We start from the raw sequence: 21,443 nt of genomic DNA on the forward strand, positions 1-21,443 counted from the left end.
GCCTGCGACTGTACAGGGGGGAGAGTGCGGGCCGAGACGCCGCGTCCGTAGCATCGCCGCCATGAGCCTCGACACCCTCCCCACCGTCGGCGGTCCGTCCCTCGTCCAGGAGCGCCGCCTCGTCACCGCCATCCCCGGCCCCCGCTCGCAGGAGCTCCTCGACCGCAAGGCCGCGGCCGTGGCATCCGGTGTCGGCCACACCGTCCCCATCCACGCGGTCGCCGCGGGCGGCGGAGTCGTCGTCGACGCCGACGGCAACTCCCTCATCGACCTCGGTGCGGGCATCGCGGTCACGAGCGTCGGCAACGCCCACCCCGCCGTCGTCAAGGCCGTCCAGGATCAGGTCGCCGCCTTCACCCACACGTGCTTCATGGTGTCGCCGTACGACTCGTACGTCGCCGTCGCCGAGGCGCTCAACCGGCTCACCCCCGGCGACCACGAGAAGAAGAGCGCGCTGTTCAACTCCGGCGCCGAGGCCGTCGAGAACGCGGTCAAGATCGCGCGCAAGCACACCGGCCGCCAGGCCGTCGTCGCCTTCGACCACGCGTACCACGGCCGCACCAACCTCACGATGGCGCTCACCGCCAAGAACATGCCGTACAAGAGCGGCTTCGGCCCCTTCGCCGCCGAGGTCTACCGCGCGCCCCTGTCGTACCCCTTCCGCGACGGATTGACGGGCCCCGAGGCCGCGGCCAAGGCCATCTCGCTCATCGAGAAGCAGGTCGGCGCCGAGAATCTCGCCGCCGTCATCATCGAGCCCATCCAGGGCGAGGGTGGCTTCATCGTCCCCGCCGACGGATTCCTCAACGCGATCGTCGACTGGTGCCACGACAACGGCGTCGTCTTCATCGCCGACGAGGTGCAGTCGGGCTTCGCCCGCACCGGCGCGATGTTCGCGAGCGAGCTGTTCGGCATCGTCCCCGACCTCGTCACCACCGCCAAGGGCATCGCCGGCGGGCTGCCGCTGGCGGCCGTCACCGGTCGCGCCGACATCATGGATGCCACCCACACGGGCGGTCTCGGAGGCACCTACGGCGGCAACCCGATCGCCTGCGCCGCGGCCCTGGCCTCCATCGACGCCTTCGAGAACGAGGGGTTCCTCGAGCGCGCGCAGCAGATCGGCGAGCTGCTCACGCGCCGTCTGCACGAGCTGCAGGCGAACGACCCGCGCGTCGGCGACGTGCGCGGCCACGGCGCGATGATCGCGGCCGAGTTCGTCGACCCCACCACCGGAGCACCCGACGCCGCCCTCACCTCGGCCGTGGCGAAGGCCGCGATCGCCGAGGGGGTGATCGTGCTCACGTGCGGTACTTACGGGAACGTCATCCGGTTCCTGCCGCCGCTGTCGATCGGCGACGAGCTGCTGAACGAGGGCCTCGACGTCGTCGCGGCCGCCCTGTCGCGCAACTGACACTCGTCCCGGCGGTGGCGCGGAGCAGCATGCACACACCCGCCGCCGTCGGGACCACCCACGACATTCCCGAGCGAACGACAAGTAAGGAAGCTTCCATGGACGAGATCACCCGAGACGTCGTCGTCATCGGAGCCGGCGCCGCCGGTCTCACCGCCGCCAACGACCTGCGCAAGGCCGGCCTCTCGGTCGCCGTCCTCGAGGCGCGCGACCGCGTGGGCGGGCGACTGTGGACCGACGTGGTCGAGGGCGCGATGCTCGAGCTCGGCGGTCAGTGGGTCTCGCCCGACCAGCAGGCGCTCATCGACACCGTCGAGGAGCTAGGGCTCACGACCTACAGCCGCTACCGCGAGGGCGACAGCGTGTACGTCGGAGCCGACGGCGAAGCGAAGCGCTTCACCGGCGAGATGTTCCCGGTGGCCGCCTCGACCGAGAAGATCATCGACGAGATCACCGTGCGCCTGGACGCCATGGTCGCCGAGATCGACCCCGACCGTCCCTGGGAGCACCCGAACGCCGCCGAGTGGGACACGGTCTCGTGGGACGCATGGCTGCGTCAGCAGACCGACGACGACGAGGCCGTCCGCAACCTCGCCTTCGCCACCGGCTCGGCGATGCTCACCAAGCCGACCCACACCTTCTCGCTGCTGCAGTCGCTGCTCATGGCGGCATCGGCGGGCTCGTACTCGAACCTCGTCGACGCCGACTTCATCCTCGACAAGCGCGTCGCCGGTGGCCTGCAGGCGGTGCCCGAACTGCTCGCCGAGCGTCTCGGCGACGACGTCTTCCTCAACCAGCCGGTGCGCCGCATCATCTGGGGTGCCGATTCGGCCACGCCCGACCGCGCTGCGGACTCGGCGACGGGGCAGCGGGTCGACGAGCTGCGCGCTCTGACCGCTCGCGTCGAGGCCACGAAGGCCTCCGCCGCGGGAGTCACCGTCATCGCCGACGGCCTGACCGTGCGCGCACGCTTCGCCATCCTGGCGCTCGCGCCCGTGCTCTACCCCCGCATCTCGTTCGAGCCGCCCCTGCCCCGGCTCCAGCACCAGATGCACCAGCACATCTCGATGGGCTTCGTCATCAAGGTGCACGCCGTCTACGAGACGCCGTTCTGGCGCGCGCAGGGTCAGTCGGGCACCGCGTTCAGCCCCTACGAGCTGGTGCACGAGGCCTACGACAACACCAACCACGGTGACGAGCGCGGCACGCTGGTGGGCTTCGTGTCCGACCAGAACGCCGACGACCTGTTCCGTCTGGGCGCCGAGGAGCGCAAGGAGCGCATCCTCGAGTCGCTCTCGCACTACTACGGGCCCGAGGCGAAGAACACGGTCGTCTACTACGAGAGCGACTGGGGCACCGAGGAGTGGACGCGCGGCGCCTACGCCGCGAGCTTCGACCTCGGCGGTCTCCACCGCTACGGCGCCGACCTGCGGGAGCCCGTCGGCGCGATCCACGTCGCGTGCAGCGACATGGCCGGCGCGGGCTACCAGCACGTCGACGGCGCGATCCGCCAGGGTCACCGCGCGGCGCAGGAGATCCTCGAGCGGACGCGCGGATGAGTTCCGCGATCGTCGTCGGCTACACCGCCACCGAGGCGGGTGCCGACGCCCTCGCCCTCGCGGCGCGGCTCGGGAACGCCCTCGACGCGCCCGTCCACGCGGTGATCGTGCTGCCCGCGGCCGAGAACAACGTCTCGATCCCCGCCGACGCCGGTTACGACCGGCTCGTCGCCGACACGGCACGCGACTGGCTGCGCGACGGTCTCGCGCGGGTCGGGGGATCCGGCATCCGGGGGCACGTGCGTCCCGCGCACGGGGTGGCAGCCGGACTCGTCGCCGCCGCCGAGGAGTTCGACGCGGGCCTCATCGTCGTCGGCACCGGAGGTGGGGGACCGCGCGGTCGGCACCGCCTCGGCACCACCGCCGAGGAGCTCGTGCACGCCGCTCCCGTCCCGGTGGCCCTGGCCCCCGAGGGCGCGCGCGACATCGCCGTCGACGCGGGTCTTCCGCGCATCACCGCGGCGATCGGCACGCGGCCGGGTGCCGACGTGCTGCTCGAGTCCTCGGCATCCCTGTCGGCCCGCGCGCAGGCACCGCTCCGGCTGCTCTCGCTCGCGGGCGTCGACCTCCCCGCCCGCGTCGACGCGGGGCTGACCCGTCTGACCGGACAGGCCCACGCCGAGGAGGTGCTCGAGACCGTTCGCGCCGCGCTCCCGCCCGAGATCGAGGCCCACGCGGTGGTGGGCGCCGGCTCCGACATCGAAGACGCCGTCGGGCGCATCGAGTGGATGCCGGGCGAGATCGCCCTGGTCGGCTCCAGCCGGCTCGCCCAGCCCCGGCGCCTGTTCCTCGGATCCACCGCAGGACGCATCCTGCGGGCCCTTCCCGTTCCCATGATCGTGGTGCCCCGCACCTCGGAGGCCCCATGACCACCTCTCGCAACGGCGCGAGCCCCGCACCCGACAGCCCCGTCACCACCGGCATCTCCAACAAGGGCCTGCGCGTCGGCTCGATCGGGATGATCGGCGCCGTCGTCATCGGCATCTCCACCATCGCCCCGGCGTACACGCTCACCGGGGCACTCGGTCCGACGGTCTCGGCGGTCGGGTTCCAGGTTCCCGCGATCATCCTCGTCGGCTTCATCCCGATGCTGCTGGTGGCCCTCGGCTACCGCGAACTGAACTCCCGGATGCCGGATGCCGGCACCTCGTTCACCTGGGCGGCGCGGGCCTTCGGCCCCTGGGTGGGCTGGATGGCCGGATGGGGTCTGGTGGCCGCCACCGTCATCGTGCTCTCCAACCTCGCCGGCATCGCGGTGGACTTCCTCTTCCTGCTGATCGCGCAGCTCAGCGGCAACGCCGAGATCGCGGAGCTCACCCGCGTCGTCCCGATCAACATCGCGGTGTGCCTGGTGTTCATGTTCCTGGCCACGGTGGTGTCGTACCGCGACCTGCAGACCACCCAGCGCCTGCAGTACGGCCTCGTCGGCTTCCAGATCCTCGTGCTGCTCGTCTTCGCGGGCGCGGCGGTCGTCGAGACGATGAACGGCAACGCCGTCGACCCCAGCCCCGTGCAGCTGTCGTGGTTCAACCCCTTCGAGGTGCCCTCGTTCAGCGCCTTCGCCGCCGGTCTGTCGCTGTCGATCTTCATCTTCTGGGGATGGGACGTCATCCTCACCATGAACGAAGAGACGAAGGACCCCGACCGCACCCCGGGCCGCGCGGCCACCGTCACGGTCTTCCTCATCGTGGCGCTGTACCTGGTGATCGCCGTCGCCCTGCTGATGTTCGCGGGAAACGGCACGGGGGAGCTGGGCCTGGGCAACCCCGACATCCAGGAGAACGTCTTCTTCCACCTCTCGGGACCCATCCTCGGGCCCCTCGCGTTCCTCGTGTCTCTCGCGGTCCTCACCAGCTCGGCATCCTCGCTCCAGGCCACCTTCGTGGGGCCCGCCCGGACCCTGCTGGCCATGGCGCACTACGACGCCCTGCCGAAGAAGTTCGCGAAGGTGAGCCCGCGGTTCTTCACCCCGGGCTACGCCACGATCGTCTCGGCGGTCGTCGCCTCGGCGTTCTACGCGATCATGCGCGTGCTCAGCGAGAACGTGCTGACCGACACCATCACGGCCCTCGGCGCGATGATCTGCTTCTACTACGGGCTCACCGCCTTCGCGTGCGTCTGGTACTTCCGCAAGCAGTGGTTCGACTCGGTGCGCAACGTCCTGCTGACGCTGCTGGCCCCGCTCGTGGGCGGGGGAATCCTCGCGGTGCTGTTCGTCACCACCCTCATCGACAGCGCGAGCCCCGACTACGGCTCGGGCTCGCAGATCGCCGGCGTCGGACTGGTCTTCGTCATCACCGTCGTGATCATCGTGGTCGGCGTGGTCCTGATGATCGCCCAGCGCATCGCCAGCCCCGCCTTCTTCCGCGGTGAGACGCTGGGACGCGAGGCGCCCGCCAGCGCCCGCCGTCAACGAAACGAAAAGGAGCACCATGAGCGACTACGCCGTCGTCAATCCCGCCACCGGTGAGACCCTCGCCGAGTACGACACGCTGTCCGACGAAGGAGTGCAGAGCGCGATCGCCTCCGCTCACGACGGTTACCGCGCGTGGTCGCGCACGGCCCCGGCCGAGCGCGCCGACGCCCTTCGCCGCGCGGCGCAGCTGCACCGCGACCGCCGCGACGACCTCGCCGCGATCATCGTGCGCGAGATGGGCAAGCCCCTCGAGGCGGCGCTCGGCGAGGTCGACTTCGCGGCCGACATCACCGAGTACTACGCCGACAACATCGACAAGATCACCGGCGACACCCCCATCGACATCCTCGGCGAGGGCTCCGCGGTCATCCGGCGCTCCGGTCTCGGCGTGCTGCTCGGCATCATGCCGTGGAACTTCCCGTACTACCAGGTCGCCCGTTTCGCCGCCCCGAACCTCGCGGTCGGAAACACCATCCTGCTCAAGCACGCCCCCCAGTGCCCCGAGTCGGCCGAAGCCCTGCAGTCGATCTACACCGACGCGGGCTTCCCCGAGGGCGCCTACGTCAACATCCGCGCGACCAACGATCAGGCGGCGACGATCATCGCCGACCGTCGCGTGCAGGGAGTGTCGGTGACGGGCTCCGAGCGCGCGGGCTCGGCCGTGGCCGAGCTGGCCGGCCGCCACCTCAAGAAGGTCGCGCTCGAGCTCGGTGGCTCCGACCCCTTCATCCTGCTCTCCACCGACGACCTCGACGCCGCCGTGCAGGCCGCGGTCGACGCGCGCCTCGACAACAACGGGCAGTCGTGCAACGGAGCGAAGCGGTTCCTCGTCGTCGACGACCTGTACGACGCGTTCGTCGAGAAGTTCTCGGCTGCGCTCGGCGAGGCCAAGGTCGGCGACCCGTTCGCCGACGACACCGTGCTCGGTCCGCTGTCGTCGCTGGCCGCGGCGGAACGCCTCGACGAGCAGGTGCAGCGAGCGATCGCCCAGGGCGCGACCGTCGAGGTCGGCGGCACCCGCGACGGCGCCTTCTACCCGGGCACCGTCCTCACCGGTGTGACGCCCGAGATGGACGCCTACGGCGAGGAGTTCTTCGGACCCGTCGGCACCGTCTACCGGGTCTCGGGCGAAGACGAGGCCGTGGCGATCGCCAACGACACCGGATACGGCCTGGGCTCGTACGTGTTCACCACGGATGCCGAGCAGGCCCAGCGCATCGCCGATCAGATCGAGGCCGGAATGGTCTACGTCAACGTCGTGCTCGCCGACTCGCCGGAGCTGCCGTTCGGCGGCGTGAAGCGCAGCGGCACCTCCCGCGAGATGGGCCTTCTCGCGGCCGACGAGTTCGTGAACAAGAAGCTCATCCGCACGGCCTGACCGATGTCGCGTCCCCCGGCCCGGTTCGCCTCGTCGGGGGACATGACATAGACTGGGGAGTGCAGTCGAAATCTGCATTCTTTCGCCGTGCCCCCGGGCACTCGGCATCCTCCCCGAGAGATTCCAGGCGTTCGCATGTCGGTTTCGAATCCTGGATCCCTCGGGATCTTAGGGCGGTAGCTCAATTGGCAGAGCAGCGGTCTCCAAAACCGCAGGTTGCAGGTTCGATTCCTGTCCGCCCTGCGCACAGCGCACGCTGGCACAGACAGAGACCTAGGTGGTTCGATGACGCAGGACGAGACGAAGGGCGAAGTCGTCGCTGATCGCGGCGCGCCCCGCGAGAAGAAGCTCAACTTCTTCGCGCGGATCGCTCTCTTCATCCGTCAGGTCTTCGCGGAACTCCGCAAGGTCGTCACCCCGACGCGGCAGGAACTGCTCAAGTTCACCGCCGTCGTCCTCGGGTTCGTTGTCGTCATGATGGCGATCGTCTACGGCCTCGACGTGCTGTTCGTGTGGATCACCACCGCCGTCTTCGGCGTCCCCGGTACCGCCGGCGCCTGACCGGCGTCTGGGCGGACGCGCGGCGCCAAGAGCGGCCGCCTCTGAACGGAAGAGATCACAGTGTCTGAAAGATATGTCGACGACGCCGATTGGGCCACCGCGGCCGAGCAGTCGAGCGAGGATGACGAAGCCCAGGAGGGCAACGTGCTGGCCTCGCAGGAGCACGCCTCCGACTCGGCCGAGCACGCTGCCATCCACATCGTCGACGACGAGACCGACACCGATGACGCCGACCTCGGCGACATCGACATCACCGACCCGGAGGCGGACGCGATCGTGAACGACGCTCTCGAGATCGACGAGACCAGCGAGGCCGAGGCCGCCGCCGAGGTGCTCAACGACGCCCTCGCCGAGGAGCAGGCCGAAGAGGACGCCGAGGCTGCCGACGAGGTCACCCCCTACGACGGTCCCGACGTCAACGGCGAGCCCGACGCCCCCGTGCTCGACCAGGACTTCGTCGACGAGGTCGCCGCCGCCGCCGGTGTGGTCGACGAGGTCGAGGCCTCCGAGTCGCCCGCCGACGCCGCCGAGGCCCCCATCGATCTCGATGACGCCGACGCCGAAGACGACGACGTCGACCCGTACGACGCTTTCCGCGCCGAGCTCCGCTCGCTCCCCGGCAAGTGGTTCGTCATCCACTCCTACGCCGGGTTCGAGCGCAAGGTGAAGGCCAACATCGAGCAGCGCAAGTCGACGCTCGAGGTCGAGGACGACATCTACCAGGTCGAGGTCCCCATGGAGGACGTCGTCGAGATCAAGAACGGCCAGCGCAAGATGGTCACGCGCGTGCGCATCCCCGGCTACGTGCTGGTGCGCATGGACCTCAACGAAGACACCTGGTCGGTCGTGCGTCACACGCCCGGTGTCACCGGCTTCGTGGGCAACGCCCACAACCCGACCCCCCTGCGTTTCGAAGAGGCCTTCAACATGCTGAAGAGCCTCGTCGAGGTCAAGGAAGCCGCTCCCTCGAAGTCGGGTGCCGCCAAGGGTTCGCCCACCACGGCGCGCGTCATCCCCGCCGAGGTCGACTTCGAGACCGGCGAGACCATCACGATCAAGGAAGGCTCGTTCGCGGGCCTACCCGGCACGATCAGCGAGATCAAGCCCGAGAGCGGCAAGCTCACCGTGCTCGTGTCGCTCTTCGAGCGCGAGACCCCGGTCGAGCTGTCGTTCGACCAGGTCACCAAGATGCTCTGACGCCTCCGGCGTCGCACGAACGCCCCGCTCGGCTCCGGCCGGCGGGGCGTTCGTCGTTCCGCGCACCGTCGCACCTCTCGCATAAACGCTGATCCTGCGCCTAAACGCGCTCCCTGACCGTTTATGCGCACGATCGGCGTTTATGCCCGGAGGAGGATCACCGCGAGCGCGGGTTTCGCCCCACCGACCCCAGGGCAGCGGGGTCTTCGCGGCGCGACGGCGCGAGCCCGGCAGCGGCGAGAGCCGCGCGTAGTCCGTCTGCGCCGAGCGCCCCCGCGTAATCCCACCGGGCGACACGCCAACCGGCACGCCGAAAGCTGTCTTCGCGGCGCTTCTCGGCGCGAACGGCCTCGGCGGCCGCGACGGGATCGTCGCCGCCGTACTTGAGCCACCCATCTGATTCGCCGATGACCTTCTGCTCCGGCCAACTGAAGTCCGAGCGATACGTCCGCCCCTCGAGACGATGCGTCATCTGGAGCGTCGGCGCGGGGAATCCGCACCACTCGATGACCGCTCGGCTCAGGGATTCTCCCGCGGACTCCGAGAGCGGGGTGGCCCGAGTCAGCACCCATTCCACGCGCTTCATCCGGAACGTGTTCCGTTGCGCCGCGGCGTGATCGATCACCTCGTCGCGCGAGAGCGAGGAGTCGCGGAGGGCCGCATCCGCGACGGCGAGGCCGAACGCCGGCGGCAGAACGCGCGCGAGATCGACGACCAGGTCTTCGGCGGTCGTGAGATGGATGCCGCCGACCCGCTGCACCGATCGCGCGTCGGCGCTCGTGTGCGCGGTGACATCGCCGTACGCCACCGAACGCGAACGCCGCGTATCGAAGATGTGGATGTTGGGAGGGTGGCCGAACGTCGTCAGCCCGAGCACCGATGCGGCCGACTCGTGCGAGAACACGGCATCGGCGCGAACGAGCGCAAAGGCGTGCACGCGGGCGAGGTACCGGTCCCAGGGGGCGAGCGCGTTCCATGCGTCCCGGGCGGCGTAGACGCCGGGCCGTACTTTGTGCAGGCTCGCATCGCGCGACGGGTACGGCGCGGTGCCCACCAGGCTCGACGCACGGAAGAGGTGCACCGGTGATCCACGCAGCGATCGGGGGATGGCATCCATTCGGCGAGGGTGGCAGGTCGGCCGGTAGGCGATGTGCGGCCTGTGGACAACTGCCACCCCTCCCGACGCATAAACGCCGATCCTGCGCATAAACGCGCTGCCTGACCGTTTATGCGCAGGATGAGCGTTTATGCAGGGGGTGCGGACCGGGCAGGGCCCCGAGACGGCGCATCGCGCGGATGGAGCCACCGATGACCGCGGCGGGGCGGCGACCCGAGAGACGTGACCGCGCGGGCGACTGCGCGGGCCAGGAGAAGACGCAGGATGCCGGCGCCATGGCGTATGATGAAAAGGTTGCTCGTGCGTCAGCGCGACGATGACCGCTGTCCGGAACCGCCGGATGCGCGGGAGAGAGGGAGCCGCAAGGCCCCCGCTCGAGAGAGGAAAAGGATATGGCACCCAAGAAAAAGGTGACCGGCCTGATCAAGCTCCAGATCAAGGCGGGCGCGGCCAACCCCGCGCCGCCCATCGGTCCGGCGCTCGGTCAGCACGGCGTCAACATCATGGAGTTCTGCAAGGCCTACAACGCGGCGACCGAAGCCCAGCGCGGCAACGTCATCCCCGTTGAGATCACGGTCTACGAAGACCGCAGCTTCACGTTCGTCCTGAAGACCCCGCCCGCGGCGGAGCTCATCAAGAAGGCGGCCGGCCTGGCCAAGGGCTCGTCGACGCCTCACACGGTCAAGGTGGGCAAGCTCACCAAGGACCAGGTTCGCGAGATCGCCACCACGAAGCAGCCCGACCTGAACGCGAACGACATCGAGGCCGCCTCGAAGATCATCGCCGGCACCGCCCGTTCCATGGGCATCACGGTCGAGGACTGAGGGAGATAACAATGGCTACCAAGTCCAAGGCATTCCGCGCCGCTGCTGAGAAGATCGCGGCCGACACGTTCTACACCCCGACCGAGGCCGTCGCCCTCGCGAAGGAGACCGGCTCGAAGAAGTTCGACTCGACCGTCGAGGTCGCGCTGAAGCTCTCGGTCGACCCCCGTAAGGCAGACCAGATGGTCCGCGGCACGGTCATCCTGCCCCACGGCACGGGCAAGACCGCGCGCGTCATCGTCTTCGCCAACGGCCCCGCGGCCGAAGCGGCTCTCGCCGCCGGCGCCGACGAGGTCGGTGGCACCGAGCTCATCGAGAAGGTCGCCGCCGGCTACACGTCGTTCGACGCGGCCGTCGCCACGCCCGAGCTCATGGGCCAGGTCGGACGCCTCGGTAAGGTCCTCGGACCCCGCGGCCTCATGCCGAACCCCAAGACCGGCACCGTCACCCCCAACCCGGCCAAGGCCGTCGAGGAGATCAAGGGCGGAAAGATCGAGTTCCGCGTCGACAAGCACGCCAACGTGCACTTCGTCGTCGGCAAGGCGTCGTTCTCGGCCGAGCAGCTCGACGAGAACATCGCCGCCGCGCTCGAGGAGATCGTCCGCCTCAAGCCGTCGAGCTCGAAGGGCCGTTACATCCAGAAGGGTGCGGTGTCGACCACGTTCGGCCCCGGCATCCCGCTGGACGTCAACGTCCTCGCCTGACATCCGTCACCGAAAGCCCCGCTGCGCCTCGTGCCGGCGGGGCTTTCGCGTGCACGGACGTGCAACACGGCGTCATCCGGGAAGAGTCCGGCGGGTGAACGTGTTGTGCTGAGGGGCGCTACGTGTGCCCTCCCCCCATCACTTGTCCCCACATCACCCATGTCAGGAACAGCTATGCCCCGTCGTCGTTTGACCGTCCTCGCCGCCACCCTGGGGCTCAGCGCCCTCGCGCTGACCGCCTGCAGCGGCGGTGCGTCGTCCGAGGCGACGCCCGGAGCGGGAGCCGATCTCGGCCTCATCTCGGACGGCACCCTCACCGTCGCCACCGAGGGCACCTACCGCCCGTTCTCGTTCCACGAGGGCGCGGGCGATCTGACCGGTTTCGACGTCGAGATCGCGAAGGCCGTCGCCGACAAGCTGGGTCTGCAGGTCAAGTTCCAAGAGACCCAGTGGGACGCGATCTTCGCGGGCCTGGATGCCGGTCGTTTCGACGTCATCGCCAACCAGGTGTCGATCAACCCCGAGCGCCAGGAGAAGTACACCTTCAGCGCGCCGTACACGGTGTCGCGTGGCGTGATCGTCACGAACGAGGACGACAGCGCGATCTCGAGCTTCGCCGACCTCTCGGGCAAGACCACCGCCCAGTCGCTCACGAGCAACTGGTACGAGCTCGCCACCGACAGCGGCGCGCAGGTCGAGGCCGTCGAGGGTTGGGCGCAGGCCGTCGCGCTGCTGAAGCAGGGTCGCGTCGAGGCCACCATCAACGACCAGCTGACCTACCTCGACTACGAGAAGACCAACAGCCCGACGGGTCTGAAGATCGCCGCCGAGACCGACGACACCTCCGAGAGCGCCTTCGCGTTCAAGAAGGGTCAGGACAAGCTCGCCGAGGCCGTCGACGGCGCCCTCGAGGAGCTGCGCGCCGACGGCACGCTCGCCGAGATCAGCCAGAAGTACTTCGGCGCCGACGTCACCCAGTAACACCCGGCTGTAAACCCCCGCGGATCGTCCGCCTTCCCCCTCTAGCGTGGGAGGCGGACGGTCCGCGTCGGCGTGTGCGAACGCGCGCGCGAGGAGTCGGGCCCCGAGCCCACCGGAGAAAGGAGGCCCATGAACGACATCTGGACGCTGATGCTCGACTCGTTCTGGCCCATGCTGCTGGCGGGCCTCACGGGCACCATCCCCTTGTCACTGGCCTCGTTCGCGATCGGGCTCGCTCTGGCACTCGCGATGGCCTTGCTGCGTCTGTCGCGCAACGTCGTGTTCTCGGGCTTCGCGCGGTTCTACATCTCGGTCATCCGCGGCACGCCGCTGCTGGTGCAGCTGTTCGTGATCTTCTACGGCCTTCCCGCGATCGGTGTCGTCATCGACCCGTTCCCCGCGGCCGTCATCGCCTTCTCGCTGAACGTCGGCGGCTACGCGGCCGAGGTGATCCGCGCCGCGATCCTGTCGGTCCCGCGCGGGCAGTGGGAGGCGGCGCACACCGTCGGCCTCTCGCACCGCAAGACGCTGACCCGCATCATCCTCCCGCAGGCCGCGCGGGTGTCGGTCCCTCCGCTGTCGAACACGTTCATCTCGCTCGTGAAGGACAGCTCGCTGGCGTCGCTCATCCTCGTGTCGGAGCTGTTCCGCCAGGCCCAGAACATCGCCGCGTTCTCGTACGAGTTCATGGCGGTGTACCTCGAGGCCGCGCTCATCTACTGGCTGTTCTGCCTGGTGCTGTCGTTCGGGCAGAACGCTCTCGAGAAGAGATTGGACCGCCATGTCGCCCACTGACGCCCCGTTGTTGCAGGTCACGGGTCTCGAGAAGAGCTTCGGCGACAACCGCGTTCTCGACGGCGTCGACCTGTCGGTGCGGCGCGGTGACGTGCTGGTGCTGATCGGTCCCTCGGGGTCGGGCAAGACGACGGTGCTGCGCTGCCTGAACGGTCTCGAGACCCCGGATGCCGGCGTGGTGGCGTTCGACGGCGGTCCGGTCGTCGATTTCTCGGCGCCCAAGGTGTCGAAGGTCGATCGCACGGCTCTGCGCGACCGATCGGCGATGGTGTTCCAGCACCATAACCTCTTTCCGCACCTCACGGTGCTGCAGAACGTCACCGAGGGGCCCATCCAGGCGCACGGCGTGCCGAAGGCCGACGCGATCGCACGCGCCGAGACTCTCTTGGCCCGTGTCGGACTCGCCGAGAAGCGTGACGCCTATCCGTCGGAGCTCTCGGGCGGCCAGCAGCAGCGCGTCGGCATCGTTCGGGCCCTGGCGCTGCAGCCGCAGCTGCTGCTCTTCGACGAGCCGACGAGCGCTCTCGACCCCGAACTCGTCGGCGAGGTGCTGACGGTGCTGCGGGAACTCGCGAACGAGGGCTGGACGATGGTCATCGTCACGCACGAGCTCGGTTTCGCCCGCGAGGTCGCCGACGAGGTCCTGTTCTTCGACGAGGGCGTGATCGTGGAGCGGGGCGCCCCCGCGGATCTGCTCCGCGCGCCGAAGAAGGAGCGCACGCGTCGCTTCCTGAACCGCCTGCTGCACCCCCTCGACGGCCCCGATCCGACCGGGACGTCCGAACTCCCGGAGTAGCGTGGATCCATGCGCCGCCTCGAGAACCTGCTCGGCATCGATTCGCCCGTCGTTCTCGGCCCCTTCGGCGGGCTGTCGTCGATCGCGTTGACGGCCGCGGTCAGCGACGGGGGAGGCCTCGGCTCGTTCGGCCTCTACGGATACACGCCCGAGCGCATCCGCGACACGATCGTCGCCCTGAGGGCGGCCACGCGGCGTCCCGTGGCGGTGAACCTGTGGCTGCCGCGCGGAGACGAGGTGACTCCGACCGACGTCGACATCGCGCCGTTCGTGCGGGCCGCCGAGCCGCTGTTCGCCGCCGCGGGCATCGCCCCGCCCGCCGTTCCCGCCGCGTTCCTCACGCCGATCGCCGACCAGCTCGAGGCCGTCTTCGACGCGCGCCCCGATGTGCTGAGCGTCGTGTACGGGATCCCGGATGCCGAGACCCTCGCCCGCGCGCGAGCTCTCGGCATCCGCGTGATCGGCACCGCCACCTCGGTCGCCGAGGCGGCGGCGCTCGGGGATGCGGGGGTCGACGCCGTCGTCGCGACGGGGGCCGAGGCCGCGGGGCACCGTGTGTCGTTCCTCGCCGACCCGGCCCACTCGCTCGTGGGCACGTTCGCGCTGGTGCCGCAGGTCGTCGACGCGGTGAGTGTCCCCGTCATCGCGGCGGGCGGTGTGGCCGATCGCCGCGGAGTCGCCGCGGCGTTCGCGCTGGGGGCCGACGGCGTGCAGGTCGGGACGGCGTTCCTGCGCACGAGGCAGTCCGCCGCGACCGCGGGGCACCGCGCGGCGATCGCCGCCGCGGCCGACACCGACACGGTGCTGACGCGCGCGATGAGCGGGCGGCTGGCGCGCGGCATCCCGAACCGGGCGATGCGCGAGCTCGAGGCCGGCGGCATGATCGCCCCGTTCCCCGCGCAGAACTGGCTCACCGGTGCGTTCCGCGCGGCGGCCACGGCGTCGGGAGACGCCGACCTGGTGTCGCTGTGGGCGGGACAGGCCGCGGGCCTCGCGCGTCTCGACGACGCCGCCGACGTGCTGGCGGAGCTGCGGGCGGGCGTGCCGGTCTAAGCCGTCGCGCGGATCTCGAACCCGCGCGGAGCCGCGCCGCCGCCCTCGTGCACGTCGACCCCGTCGACCCGGGCCGACGGGGGACCCGCCTGGGCCCACGCCAGGACGGCGTCGACCGTCGCGTCGTCACCCTCGACGAGGGCTTCGACCGAGCCGTCGCGGCGGTTGCGGGCCCAGCCGCGGGCCCCGAGCCGCTCGGCCTCGGCCTGGAGCGCATAGCGGAAGCCGACACCCTGCACGCGGCCGTGCACCCTGATCGTCACCGTTCGCATCGGGCCATTCTCGTGCACGCGGTGCCCGTCGGTCCACGCGCGCCGGCTCAGTGCGGCAGCACGAGCGAGATCGCGATGGCGAACATCACGACCGCGATGATCGCGTCGAGGATGCGCCAGGCGCGGGGCGTGTCGAGCCACCGGCCGAGGTACCGCGCTCCGAAGCCGAGGAGCGAGAACCACGCGAGGCTGGCGAGGCACGCGCCGATCGCGAACGCCCACCGCCCGTCGCCGTGCGTGGTCGCGACCGAGCCGAGAAGGAACACCGTGTCGAGGTAGACGTGCGGATTGAGCCAGGTGAGGGCGAGGCAGGTGAGCACGGTCGCGGCGAGCGTCGTGCGTGCGGGACGGGCCTTCACGGCCGTGCGCCCGGTGTCGGCGGGCGACGCGGATGCCGCAGGGGCGGCGTCGACGCGCAGGGTCTCGCCGCTCGGACGCAGCGCCCGCCGGGCTGCCAGCAGGCCGTACCCGACGAGGAACGCCGCGCCCGCCCACCGCACCACGACGATGAGCCACGGGACCGCCTGCAGCACGAGGCCGACGCCGGAGACGCCGAGCAGGATCAGCACGGCATCCGATACCGCGCACACCGCGACCACGGCGAGCAGATGTTCGCGCCGGACGCCCTGGCGCAGCACGAAGAGGTTCTGCGCGCCGATGGCGACGATGAGCGAGAAGCCGAGGCCGAGGCCGGCGAGGAGGGGGGTGAGCACGTCTCGACGCTAAGGCGACGTTCTCGAGAAGACCAGCTCAAGATTCTGATGGACCATTAGCATCGCTTCATGTCGATTCCACTCGATCTCGCCCGCACCCTCGCCGTCGTCGTCGAGGAGGGGACCCTCGATGCGGCGGCACGGCGTCTGCACGTGACCCCCTCCGCGGTGAGTCAGCGCGTGCGGGCCCTCGAAGACCAGCTCGGACGCGTCGTCCTGGTGCGATCCAAGCCCGTGCGCACGACCGAGGCGGGCGACGCCGTCGTGCGCCTCGCACGCCAACTCGCGCTGCTCGAGCACGACGCTCTGGCGGCGATCGGCGCGGAGGGCGGGGTCGTGGCATCCCTTCCCCTGGCGGTGAACGCCGACTCGATGGGCACGTGGTTCCTGCCGCCGCTGGCCCGGGTGGCCGAGCGACGCGCGGTGGTGTTCGACCTGCACCGCGACGACCAGGACTTCACGGTGGGCCTGCTCGAGTCGGGCACGGTCATGGCGGCGGTCACGTCGCGTGAGACCCCGCTCGCCGGGTGTCGGGTACGACCTCTCGGTGTGCTGCGGTACGAGGCGGTGGCGACGGCGGGGTTCTCGCGCCGCTGGTTCCCCGAGGGTGTGGATGCCGCGGCTCTCGCCGCGGCGCCCGTCGTCGACTTCGACCGTCGCGACGACCTGCAGACGCAGTGGCTGGCGCGCCGGGGCGTGGCGGCGGCAGCGCCCCCGCGGCATCGGGTTCCGGCATCGCAGGACTTCGCCACCGCGGTCGAGCTGGGGCTCGGGTGGGGGTTGCTGCCGAGCTTCCAGTCGGCGGCGGGGCTGGCCGACGGATCGCTCCTCCACCTCGGCGACGACCCCCTCGACGTGCCGCTGTACTGGCAGCAGTGGAACCTCACCTCGGACCTGCTCGACGACGTGGCCGACGAGGTCGTGGCCGAGGGACGGCGCGTGCTGGCGGCGGGGTGAGCTCAGTCGTCGCTGACGTGCAGCACGATCTTGCCGCGGGTGTGCCCGCGTTCGAGTTCCGTGTGTGCGGCGGCGACGTCGTCGAGGTCGAAGACCCGGTCGATGAACACGCGGACGGCGCCCGAGTCGAGCAGGCGACCGATGGTGGCGAGGGCGGCGCCGTCGGGGATGGTCTTGTAGTCGGTCGATCGGATGCCGCGGGCCGAGGCCGCCTCGCGGAAGCCCGGCCAGGCTCCGGTGGGCACCTCGATCAGCAGCCCACCGGGGCGCAGCACCTCGAGCGAGCGCGTGCCGGTGTCGTCGGCGACGTTGCCGATGAGGTCGATCACGACATCGACCGGCGAGACGACGTCTTCGAAGCGGGTCGAGGTGTAATCGACCACCTCGGCGGCGCCGAGCTCGCGGAGCCACTCGAGGTTGCGGCTGGAGCCCGTCGCGATGACGTGCGCGCCGAAGTATGCGGCGAACTGCACCGCGAAGTGCCCCACCCCTCCGCTGCCGGCGTGCACGAGGATGCGCTGGCCCTGGTGGGCGAGCGCGGTCTCGACGACCAGCCCCCAGGCGGTCAGGGCGGCGACGGGCACACCCGCGGCCTCGACGTGCGAGAGGGCAGCGGGCTTGCGCGCCAGCGACAGGGTGGGCACGACGACGTACTCGGCGTAGGCCCCCGGGGTGCGGGGGGCGGCGGCCATGCCGTAGACCTCGGTGCCGACGGGGAACGGGTGCGCATCGAACGGCGCGCGCACCACCACCCCGCTGACGTCGAGACCCAGCACGGCGGGCCAGGAGTCGATCGCGCCCGACAGGCCGCGTCCGGCGCGGGTCTTGGCGTCGATCGGGTTGATGCCGGCGGCCACGACCCGCACCAGCACCTCGCTCAACACGGGAGAGGGGACGGCGACGTCGGCGAGGTGCAGCGCGTCGGCCGGGCCCGGAGCGTCGAACACCGCCGCCCGCATCGTCTCGGGGACCGCCGGTGCGGGTTCGATGGCGGTCTCGGGACGCGTCGATCGGGATCTCATCGGGCGCTCTCTCTCGCGTGCGGTCGCATGCACGGCGACTCCGCCGCGACGCGACCAGTCAATCGCGCCATTGTCTCCGCGGTGTTACACCCGGGTCACCGTGTCGCGAAGGCTAGAGATCCTGTGCGGGGGACTCGCCGACCGCGAGCGCGTGCAGAAGCGTCGACAGGTGGCGGATGTCGGCCACCGACCAATCGGCCATCGCCTCGAACAGGCGACTCTCGTGCGGAGCGCGGGCGTCGGCGAGCCGCGTGTGCCCGACCTCGGTCACCGCGATGAGGCGCGAGCGGCGATCGTTCGGATCGGGCGTGCGGGTCACCAGGCCCAGCTCCTCCAGCTCGCTGATCGAGCGGCTGAGGAAGCCCTTGTCGGCCGAGAGACGCTCGGCGAGAGCCGAGAGCGTGAGCGGGCCGAACCGGCTGACCACCGAGAGGGCCTTGAAGGTGGCCGGGAGCATCCCGGGACTCACGCGTTCCGCCGCTTCGGAGACGAAGCGGCGGAACACGGTCATGAGCTCCGAGAACGACGACTCCAGGGCCTGGACGGCCTCGCGGCGGTCATCGTTCGATTCGCTCATCACGTCAGTCATCCTCTCCCATCCCGGCGCCACGGCGTGCGCGGCGCGAGGCAGCGGCATCCGGGGTCGTGATGGATCCCGTCGCGGCGAGCGTCGCCATGCCGGCGGGAACCGAGACGGTGGCGAAGTCGGCCTCGCTCGCGGCGACGCGCTCGGTCGTCGTCATGCGGGTGAGGGGGCGGTTGGGGAGGAACAGGATGGCGATGAGGCTGACCACCGCCACCGGAACGGCGATGAGGAACGAGTGCGCGATCGACTGCGCGTAGATGTCCTCGACGATGACGCGGACGGTGTCGGGGAGGGCCGACACCTGCGGGATGGTGCCCGACTGCAGGGACTGGGCCACCGCGGCGCCGTCGGCGCCGAGACCCATGATCGCGGTCTTCAGCTCGTCGGCTCGGTCGGTGAACAGGCTCGCCGCCATGCTCGCGAGCGCGGCTCCCATGACCGACACACCGATGGTGCCGCCGAGGCTGCGGAAGAACGTCACGCCCGAGCTCGCCGCGCCCATCTGGGTGGGGTTGGCCGTGTTCTGCACGATGAGCACGAGGTTCTGCATCGTCATGCCGACACCGGCGCCGAGCAGGGCCATGTAGACCGAGACCAGCGCGAAGTTCGTGTCGTAGTGGATCGTCGACAGCAGGAACGACCCGGCGATCAGCAGCACACCACCGGCGATGAGGAACGGCTTCCAGTGCCCGTGACGCGAGATGAGCGCGCCCACGACGATCGACGAGATCAGCAGACCCGCGATCATCGGGATGGTCATGACGCCGGCCTCGGTGGGCGTGGCTCCCCGCGCCATCTGCATGTACTGGCTCAGGAAGACGGAGGTGCCGAACATCGCCAGTCCCGTCGCGATCGACGCGATCGTCGCCAGGGTGAAGGTGGCGTCGCGGAACAGGGTGAGCGGCACGAGGGGCTCGGAGGAACGCAGCTCGACGACGACGAACAGCACGGCGGCGAGCACGGCTCCACCGACCATGACGGCGGTCTCGACGCTGGCCCAGTCGAAGGTCTTTCCGGCGTTGGTCACCCAGATGAGGATGAGCGAGACCGCGGTCGACAGCAGCACGATGCCCAGGTAGTCGATCTTCACCTTGCGCTTCGCTCGAGCCGGCAGGTGCAGGGTGCGCTGCTGGATGAGCAAGGCCACGACGGCGAAGGGCAGGGCGACGAAGAAGTTCCAGCGCCAGCCGAAGGCGTCGGTGATGACGCCGCCGAGCAGCGGCCCGCCGACCGTGGCCACGGCCATGACCGCCCCGAACAGGCCCATGTACCGGCCGCGCTCGCGCGGGCTGATGATGTCGGCCATGATGACCTGGCTGAGGGCGGCGAGACCGCCGGCACCCAGGCCCTGCACGGCGCGGAAGGCGATCAGCATGTTCGTGTCCTGCGCGAAGCCGGCGGCGGCCGTAGCGAGCACGAAGATCGCGATGGCGATCTGGATGAGCAGCTTGCGGTTGAACAGGTCGGCGAGCTTGCCCCAGATGGGGGTCGAGATCGCGGTGGTGAGCAGGGTCGCGGTGATGACCCAGGTGTAGGCGTTCTGGTCGCCCGACAGGTCGTGCACGATGACCGGCAGCGACGTCGAGACGACGGTCGAGGCGAGCATCGACACGAAGGTGCCGAGCAGAAGCCCGATGAGGGCGGGGAGCACGCGCCGCTGGGTGGGCGTGTCTGTGGTGGGGGAGGTGGTCATGCGGAACTCCACGGAGGGGACGGATGCCGCGACGACGATGGCGCGTTAGTTGACTAACGTCAACGATACGCCTAATGCTTGACTTGCGTCAACTATTAATCGAGGAGCGCCAGGGCGCGGTACCTCTCGGTCGGTTCCGCCCGCACGGGTTCGGGGCGCGGCTGACGCGTCTGCATGGTGCGGTGGTAGAGCTCGTCGATGAGCGAGGTCGCCAGGCCCACGAGCTTCGCGATCTCGCGTTCGTCGCGGTCGACCCACTGGCAGCGCGGTTCGTCGCCGACGGGGACGAAGGCGTCGTGCTGCTCCCAGGCGACGAGCGTGCGTTCCGCGCCGAGCACGTGCTGCTGCCACCAGATCTGGCGCATGTACGTGCGGGGGATCGAGCGCCACGCCTTGTTCGTCGTCTTGATCTCGGCGAGCACGATGCGCCCCTCGCCGTCGACGACGACGCCGTCGGGGGTGGCCAGGTGACGCTTCTCGACGACCGCGTGATACAGCGCCGACGAAGGGCGGATGCCGTGGGTCGCCGCGACCCACGCGGCGATCTCGGGTTCGCGCCGACGGCCGTGCGCGGTGAAGGCGTTGCCCGAGAAGTTCGAGCCCATGAGCTTGGCATCCGCGGCGCGCGAGATGGCGTTGTGGCTCGTCAACGTGGCGACGTCGGTGGCCGTGATCCCGCGCGAACGGGCCCGGATCCAGGCGACCCGATCCCGCGAATCGGCGACGATGCGGGCGTCGAGGTCGGCGCTGCGAGAGGCGACGAGCTCGGGGGACATGCGTTCGACCCTAACCCCGCGCGCCCGTGGATCGGATGCGAACCCCGGCGCGTCGGCATCCGGGGTCTTGTCCTCGAAGTAAGGGTGACCTAAGTTGATCGTCATGAGTTCGGATGCCGTTTCGCTGCGCCGCCCCGACGGGGGCCGCTGGTGTGATCTCGAGGGTGCTGTGCTGCTCGGTGGTGACGCCCGGAACCTCCCCGAGATGCGGCGTATCGCCGCCGCCCTCTCGCCCGCCGCGCACCTGACGGTGCTGGTCGAGGTGTGCGGGTCGGATCAGATGGGCGTCATCGATGCTCGCGAGGGGCGGGTGAGTTGGCTCGACCGCTCGCTCGAGGATGGGCTGCGGCCGCGCGGAGAGCGTCTCGCGCAGGCGATCCACGCCTGGTGCGCCGAGTGGGCCTGCGGAGACGACCCGGTGTGCACCGTCTGGCTCGGCGCCCGCACGCCCTCGCGCATCGTGCGGATGACCCGGGCCCTGCTGCCCGAACCGCGCGTGTCCTGACGCGGCGTGCGGCTGGCGCGGCGTCGGGGCTCTCCTCGGCGGGGGCGCGGTGGCGGAGGTTCGGCGAGGGCGCGGGTGGGGACGCACGCGATCGCCGAGGACGCACTCGATCGTTGCCCATGCGATG

Annotated in this window: 22 protein-coding genes and 1 tRNA gene; 16 read left to right on the forward strand and 7 right to left on the reverse strand. The window is 70.1% G+C overall.

Going from position 1 to position 21,443, the window contains the following annotated elements; translation table 11 throughout:
* Positions 1–61 precede the first annotated feature (61 nt).
* From gabT to nusG, 8 genes are all read left to right on the forward strand, one after another.
* Entirely contained in the window at positions 62–1,411 is a 1,350-nt protein-coding gene (gene gabT / locus IFU40_RS12380; RefSeq protein ID WP_191926525.1) for a 4-aminobutyrate--2-oxoglutarate transaminase, read from the forward strand.
* Between the two features lie 98 nt (positions 1,412–1,509).
* Positions 1,510–2,970 carry a flavin monoamine oxidase family protein gene (locus IFU40_RS12385; protein ID WP_191926526.1) on the forward strand — a complete coding sequence of 487 codons (1,461 nt, stop codon included), beginning with the start codon at positions 1,510–1,512 and terminating at the stop codon, positions 2,968–2,970.
* A complete protein-coding gene (locus IFU40_RS12390) occupies positions 2,967–3,839 on the forward strand; it encodes a universal stress protein (protein ID WP_191926527.1) in 873 nt (290 codons plus the stop codon). Before IFU40_RS12385 ends, IFU40_RS12390 begins: the two co-directional genes overlap by 4 nt.
* Positions 3,836–5,440: an APC family permease gene (locus tag IFU40_RS12395; protein ID WP_191926528.1), complete on the forward strand. Its 1,605-nt coding sequence runs from the start codon at positions 3,836–3,838 to the stop codon at positions 5,438–5,440. Before IFU40_RS12390 ends, IFU40_RS12395 begins: the two co-directional genes overlap by 4 nt.
* Complete coding sequence (locus tag IFU40_RS12400; protein WP_191926529.1) at positions 5,403–6,764, forward strand: NAD-dependent succinate-semialdehyde dehydrogenase; 1,362 nt, start codon at positions 5,403–5,405, stop codon at positions 6,762–6,764. The genes IFU40_RS12395 and IFU40_RS12400 overlap by 38 nt, the downstream gene beginning before the upstream one ends.
* Positions 6,765–6,934: 170 nt before the next feature.
* Positions 6,935–7,007: transfer RNA gene (locus IFU40_RS12405), tRNA-Trp, on the forward strand.
* 42 nt (positions 7,008–7,049) lie between these two features.
* Positions 7,050–7,325 carry a preprotein translocase subunit SecE gene (secE, locus tag IFU40_RS12410; protein WP_055838856.1) on the forward strand — a complete coding sequence of 92 codons (276 nt, stop codon included), beginning with the start codon at positions 7,050–7,052 and terminating at the stop codon, positions 7,323–7,325.
* Between the two features lie 60 nt (positions 7,326–7,385).
* The gene (nusG, locus tag IFU40_RS12415) at positions 7,386–8,522 is read left to right on the forward strand and encodes a transcription termination/antitermination protein NusG (protein ID WP_191926530.1); all 1,137 of its coding nucleotides are present in this window, start codon (positions 7,386–7,388) and stop codon (positions 8,520–8,522) included.
* Between the two features lie 157 nt (positions 8,523–8,679).
* On the opposite strand, the gene IFU40_RS12420 is transcribed toward nusG, so the two are convergent.
* Positions 8,680–9,639 (reverse strand): type IV toxin-antitoxin system AbiEi family antitoxin domain-containing protein, encoded by a 960-nt coding sequence (locus IFU40_RS12420; RefSeq protein ID WP_191926531.1) that lies wholly within the window; start codon positions 9,637–9,639, stop codon positions 8,680–8,682.
* Positions 9,640–10,031: 392 nt separating this feature from the next.
* Between IFU40_RS12420 and rplK the strand changes: the two genes are divergently transcribed.
* From rplK to IFU40_RS12450, 6 genes are all read left to right on the forward strand, one after another.
* A complete protein-coding gene (gene rplK, locus IFU40_RS12425; protein WP_055838847.1) occupies positions 10,032–10,463 on the forward strand; it encodes a 50S ribosomal protein L11 in 432 nt (143 codons plus the stop codon).
* 11 nt (positions 10,464–10,474) lie between these two features.
* Entirely contained in the window at positions 10,475–11,167 is a 693-nt protein-coding gene (gene rplA / locus IFU40_RS12430) for a 50S ribosomal protein L1 (protein ID WP_055838843.1), read from the forward strand.
* Between the two features lie 174 nt (positions 11,168–11,341).
* Entirely contained in the window at positions 11,342–12,148 is an 807-nt protein-coding gene (locus IFU40_RS12435) for an amino acid ABC transporter substrate-binding protein (protein ID WP_055838840.1), read from the forward strand.
* Positions 12,149–12,277: 129 nt separating this feature from the next.
* Complete coding sequence (locus IFU40_RS12440) at positions 12,278–12,943, forward strand: amino acid ABC transporter permease (RefSeq protein WP_055838837.1); 666 nt, start codon at positions 12,278–12,280, stop codon at positions 12,941–12,943.
* Positions 12,930–13,739, forward strand: a complete 810-nt coding sequence (locus tag IFU40_RS12445) for an amino acid ABC transporter ATP-binding protein (RefSeq protein ID WP_274605366.1) — start codon at positions 12,930–12,932, stop codon at positions 13,737–13,739. The genes IFU40_RS12440 and IFU40_RS12445 overlap by 14 nt, the downstream gene beginning before the upstream one ends.
* 9 nt (positions 13,740–13,748) lie before the next feature.
* A complete protein-coding gene (locus IFU40_RS12450; protein WP_191926532.1) occupies positions 13,749–14,792 on the forward strand; it encodes an NAD(P)H-dependent flavin oxidoreductase in 1,044 nt (347 codons plus the stop codon).
* Here the strand turns inward: IFU40_RS12450 and IFU40_RS12455 are convergent.
* Both IFU40_RS12455 and IFU40_RS12460 read right to left on the reverse strand, forming a co-directional pair.
* Complete coding sequence (locus IFU40_RS12455; protein WP_070409413.1) at positions 14,789–15,064, reverse strand: acylphosphatase; 276 nt, start codon at positions 15,062–15,064, stop codon at positions 14,789–14,791. The genes IFU40_RS12450 and IFU40_RS12455 overlap by 4 nt on opposite strands.
* A gap of 47 nt (positions 15,065–15,111) precedes the next feature.
* Positions 15,112–15,777, reverse strand: a complete 666-nt coding sequence (locus IFU40_RS12460; RefSeq protein ID WP_191926533.1) for a LysE family transporter — start codon at positions 15,775–15,777, stop codon at positions 15,112–15,114.
* Between the two features lie 69 nt (positions 15,778–15,846).
* Between IFU40_RS12460 and IFU40_RS12465 the strand changes: the two genes are divergently transcribed.
* Positions 15,847–16,734, forward strand: coding sequence for a LysR family transcriptional regulator ArgP (locus IFU40_RS12465; protein WP_191926534.1), 888 nt, complete (start codon positions 15,847–15,849; stop codon positions 16,732–16,734).
* 2 nt (positions 16,735–16,736) lie between these two features.
* Here the strand turns inward: IFU40_RS12465 and IFU40_RS12470 are convergent, their stop codons facing one another.
* The 4 genes from IFU40_RS12470 to IFU40_RS12485 all read right to left on the reverse strand — a co-directional run bounded on the left by IFU40_RS12470 (position 16,737) and on the right by IFU40_RS12485 (position 20,811).
* A complete protein-coding gene (locus tag IFU40_RS12470) occupies positions 16,737–17,756 on the reverse strand; it encodes an NADP-dependent oxidoreductase (protein ID WP_191926535.1) in 1,020 nt (339 codons plus the stop codon).
* A gap of 112 nt (positions 17,757–17,868) precedes the next feature.
* Entirely contained in the window at positions 17,869–18,333 is a 465-nt protein-coding gene (locus IFU40_RS12475) for a MarR family winged helix-turn-helix transcriptional regulator (protein ID WP_070410006.1), read from the reverse strand.
* A 4-nt stretch (positions 18,334–18,337) separates the two neighbouring features.
* A complete protein-coding gene (locus IFU40_RS12480) occupies positions 18,338–20,035 on the reverse strand; it encodes an MDR family MFS transporter (RefSeq protein WP_191926536.1) in 1,698 nt (565 codons plus the stop codon).
* A gap of 95 nt (positions 20,036–20,130) precedes the next feature.
* Positions 20,131–20,811, reverse strand: a complete 681-nt coding sequence (locus tag IFU40_RS12485; protein WP_191926537.1) for a YqaJ viral recombinase family protein — start codon at positions 20,809–20,811, stop codon at positions 20,131–20,133.
* 103 nt (positions 20,812–20,914) lie between these two features.
* On the opposite strand from IFU40_RS12485, the gene IFU40_RS12490 reads away from it, so the two are divergent.
* Complete coding sequence (locus IFU40_RS12490) at positions 20,915–21,316, forward strand: hypothetical protein (RefSeq protein ID WP_191926538.1); 402 nt, start codon at positions 20,915–20,917, stop codon at positions 21,314–21,316.
* Positions 21,317–21,443 lie beyond the last annotated feature (127 nt).

The sequence above is a fragment of the Microbacterium sp. CFBP 13617 genome, from assembly GCF_014839445.1.
Taxonomy (GTDB): Bacteria; Actinomycetota; Actinomycetes; order Actinomycetales; family Microbacteriaceae; genus Microbacterium.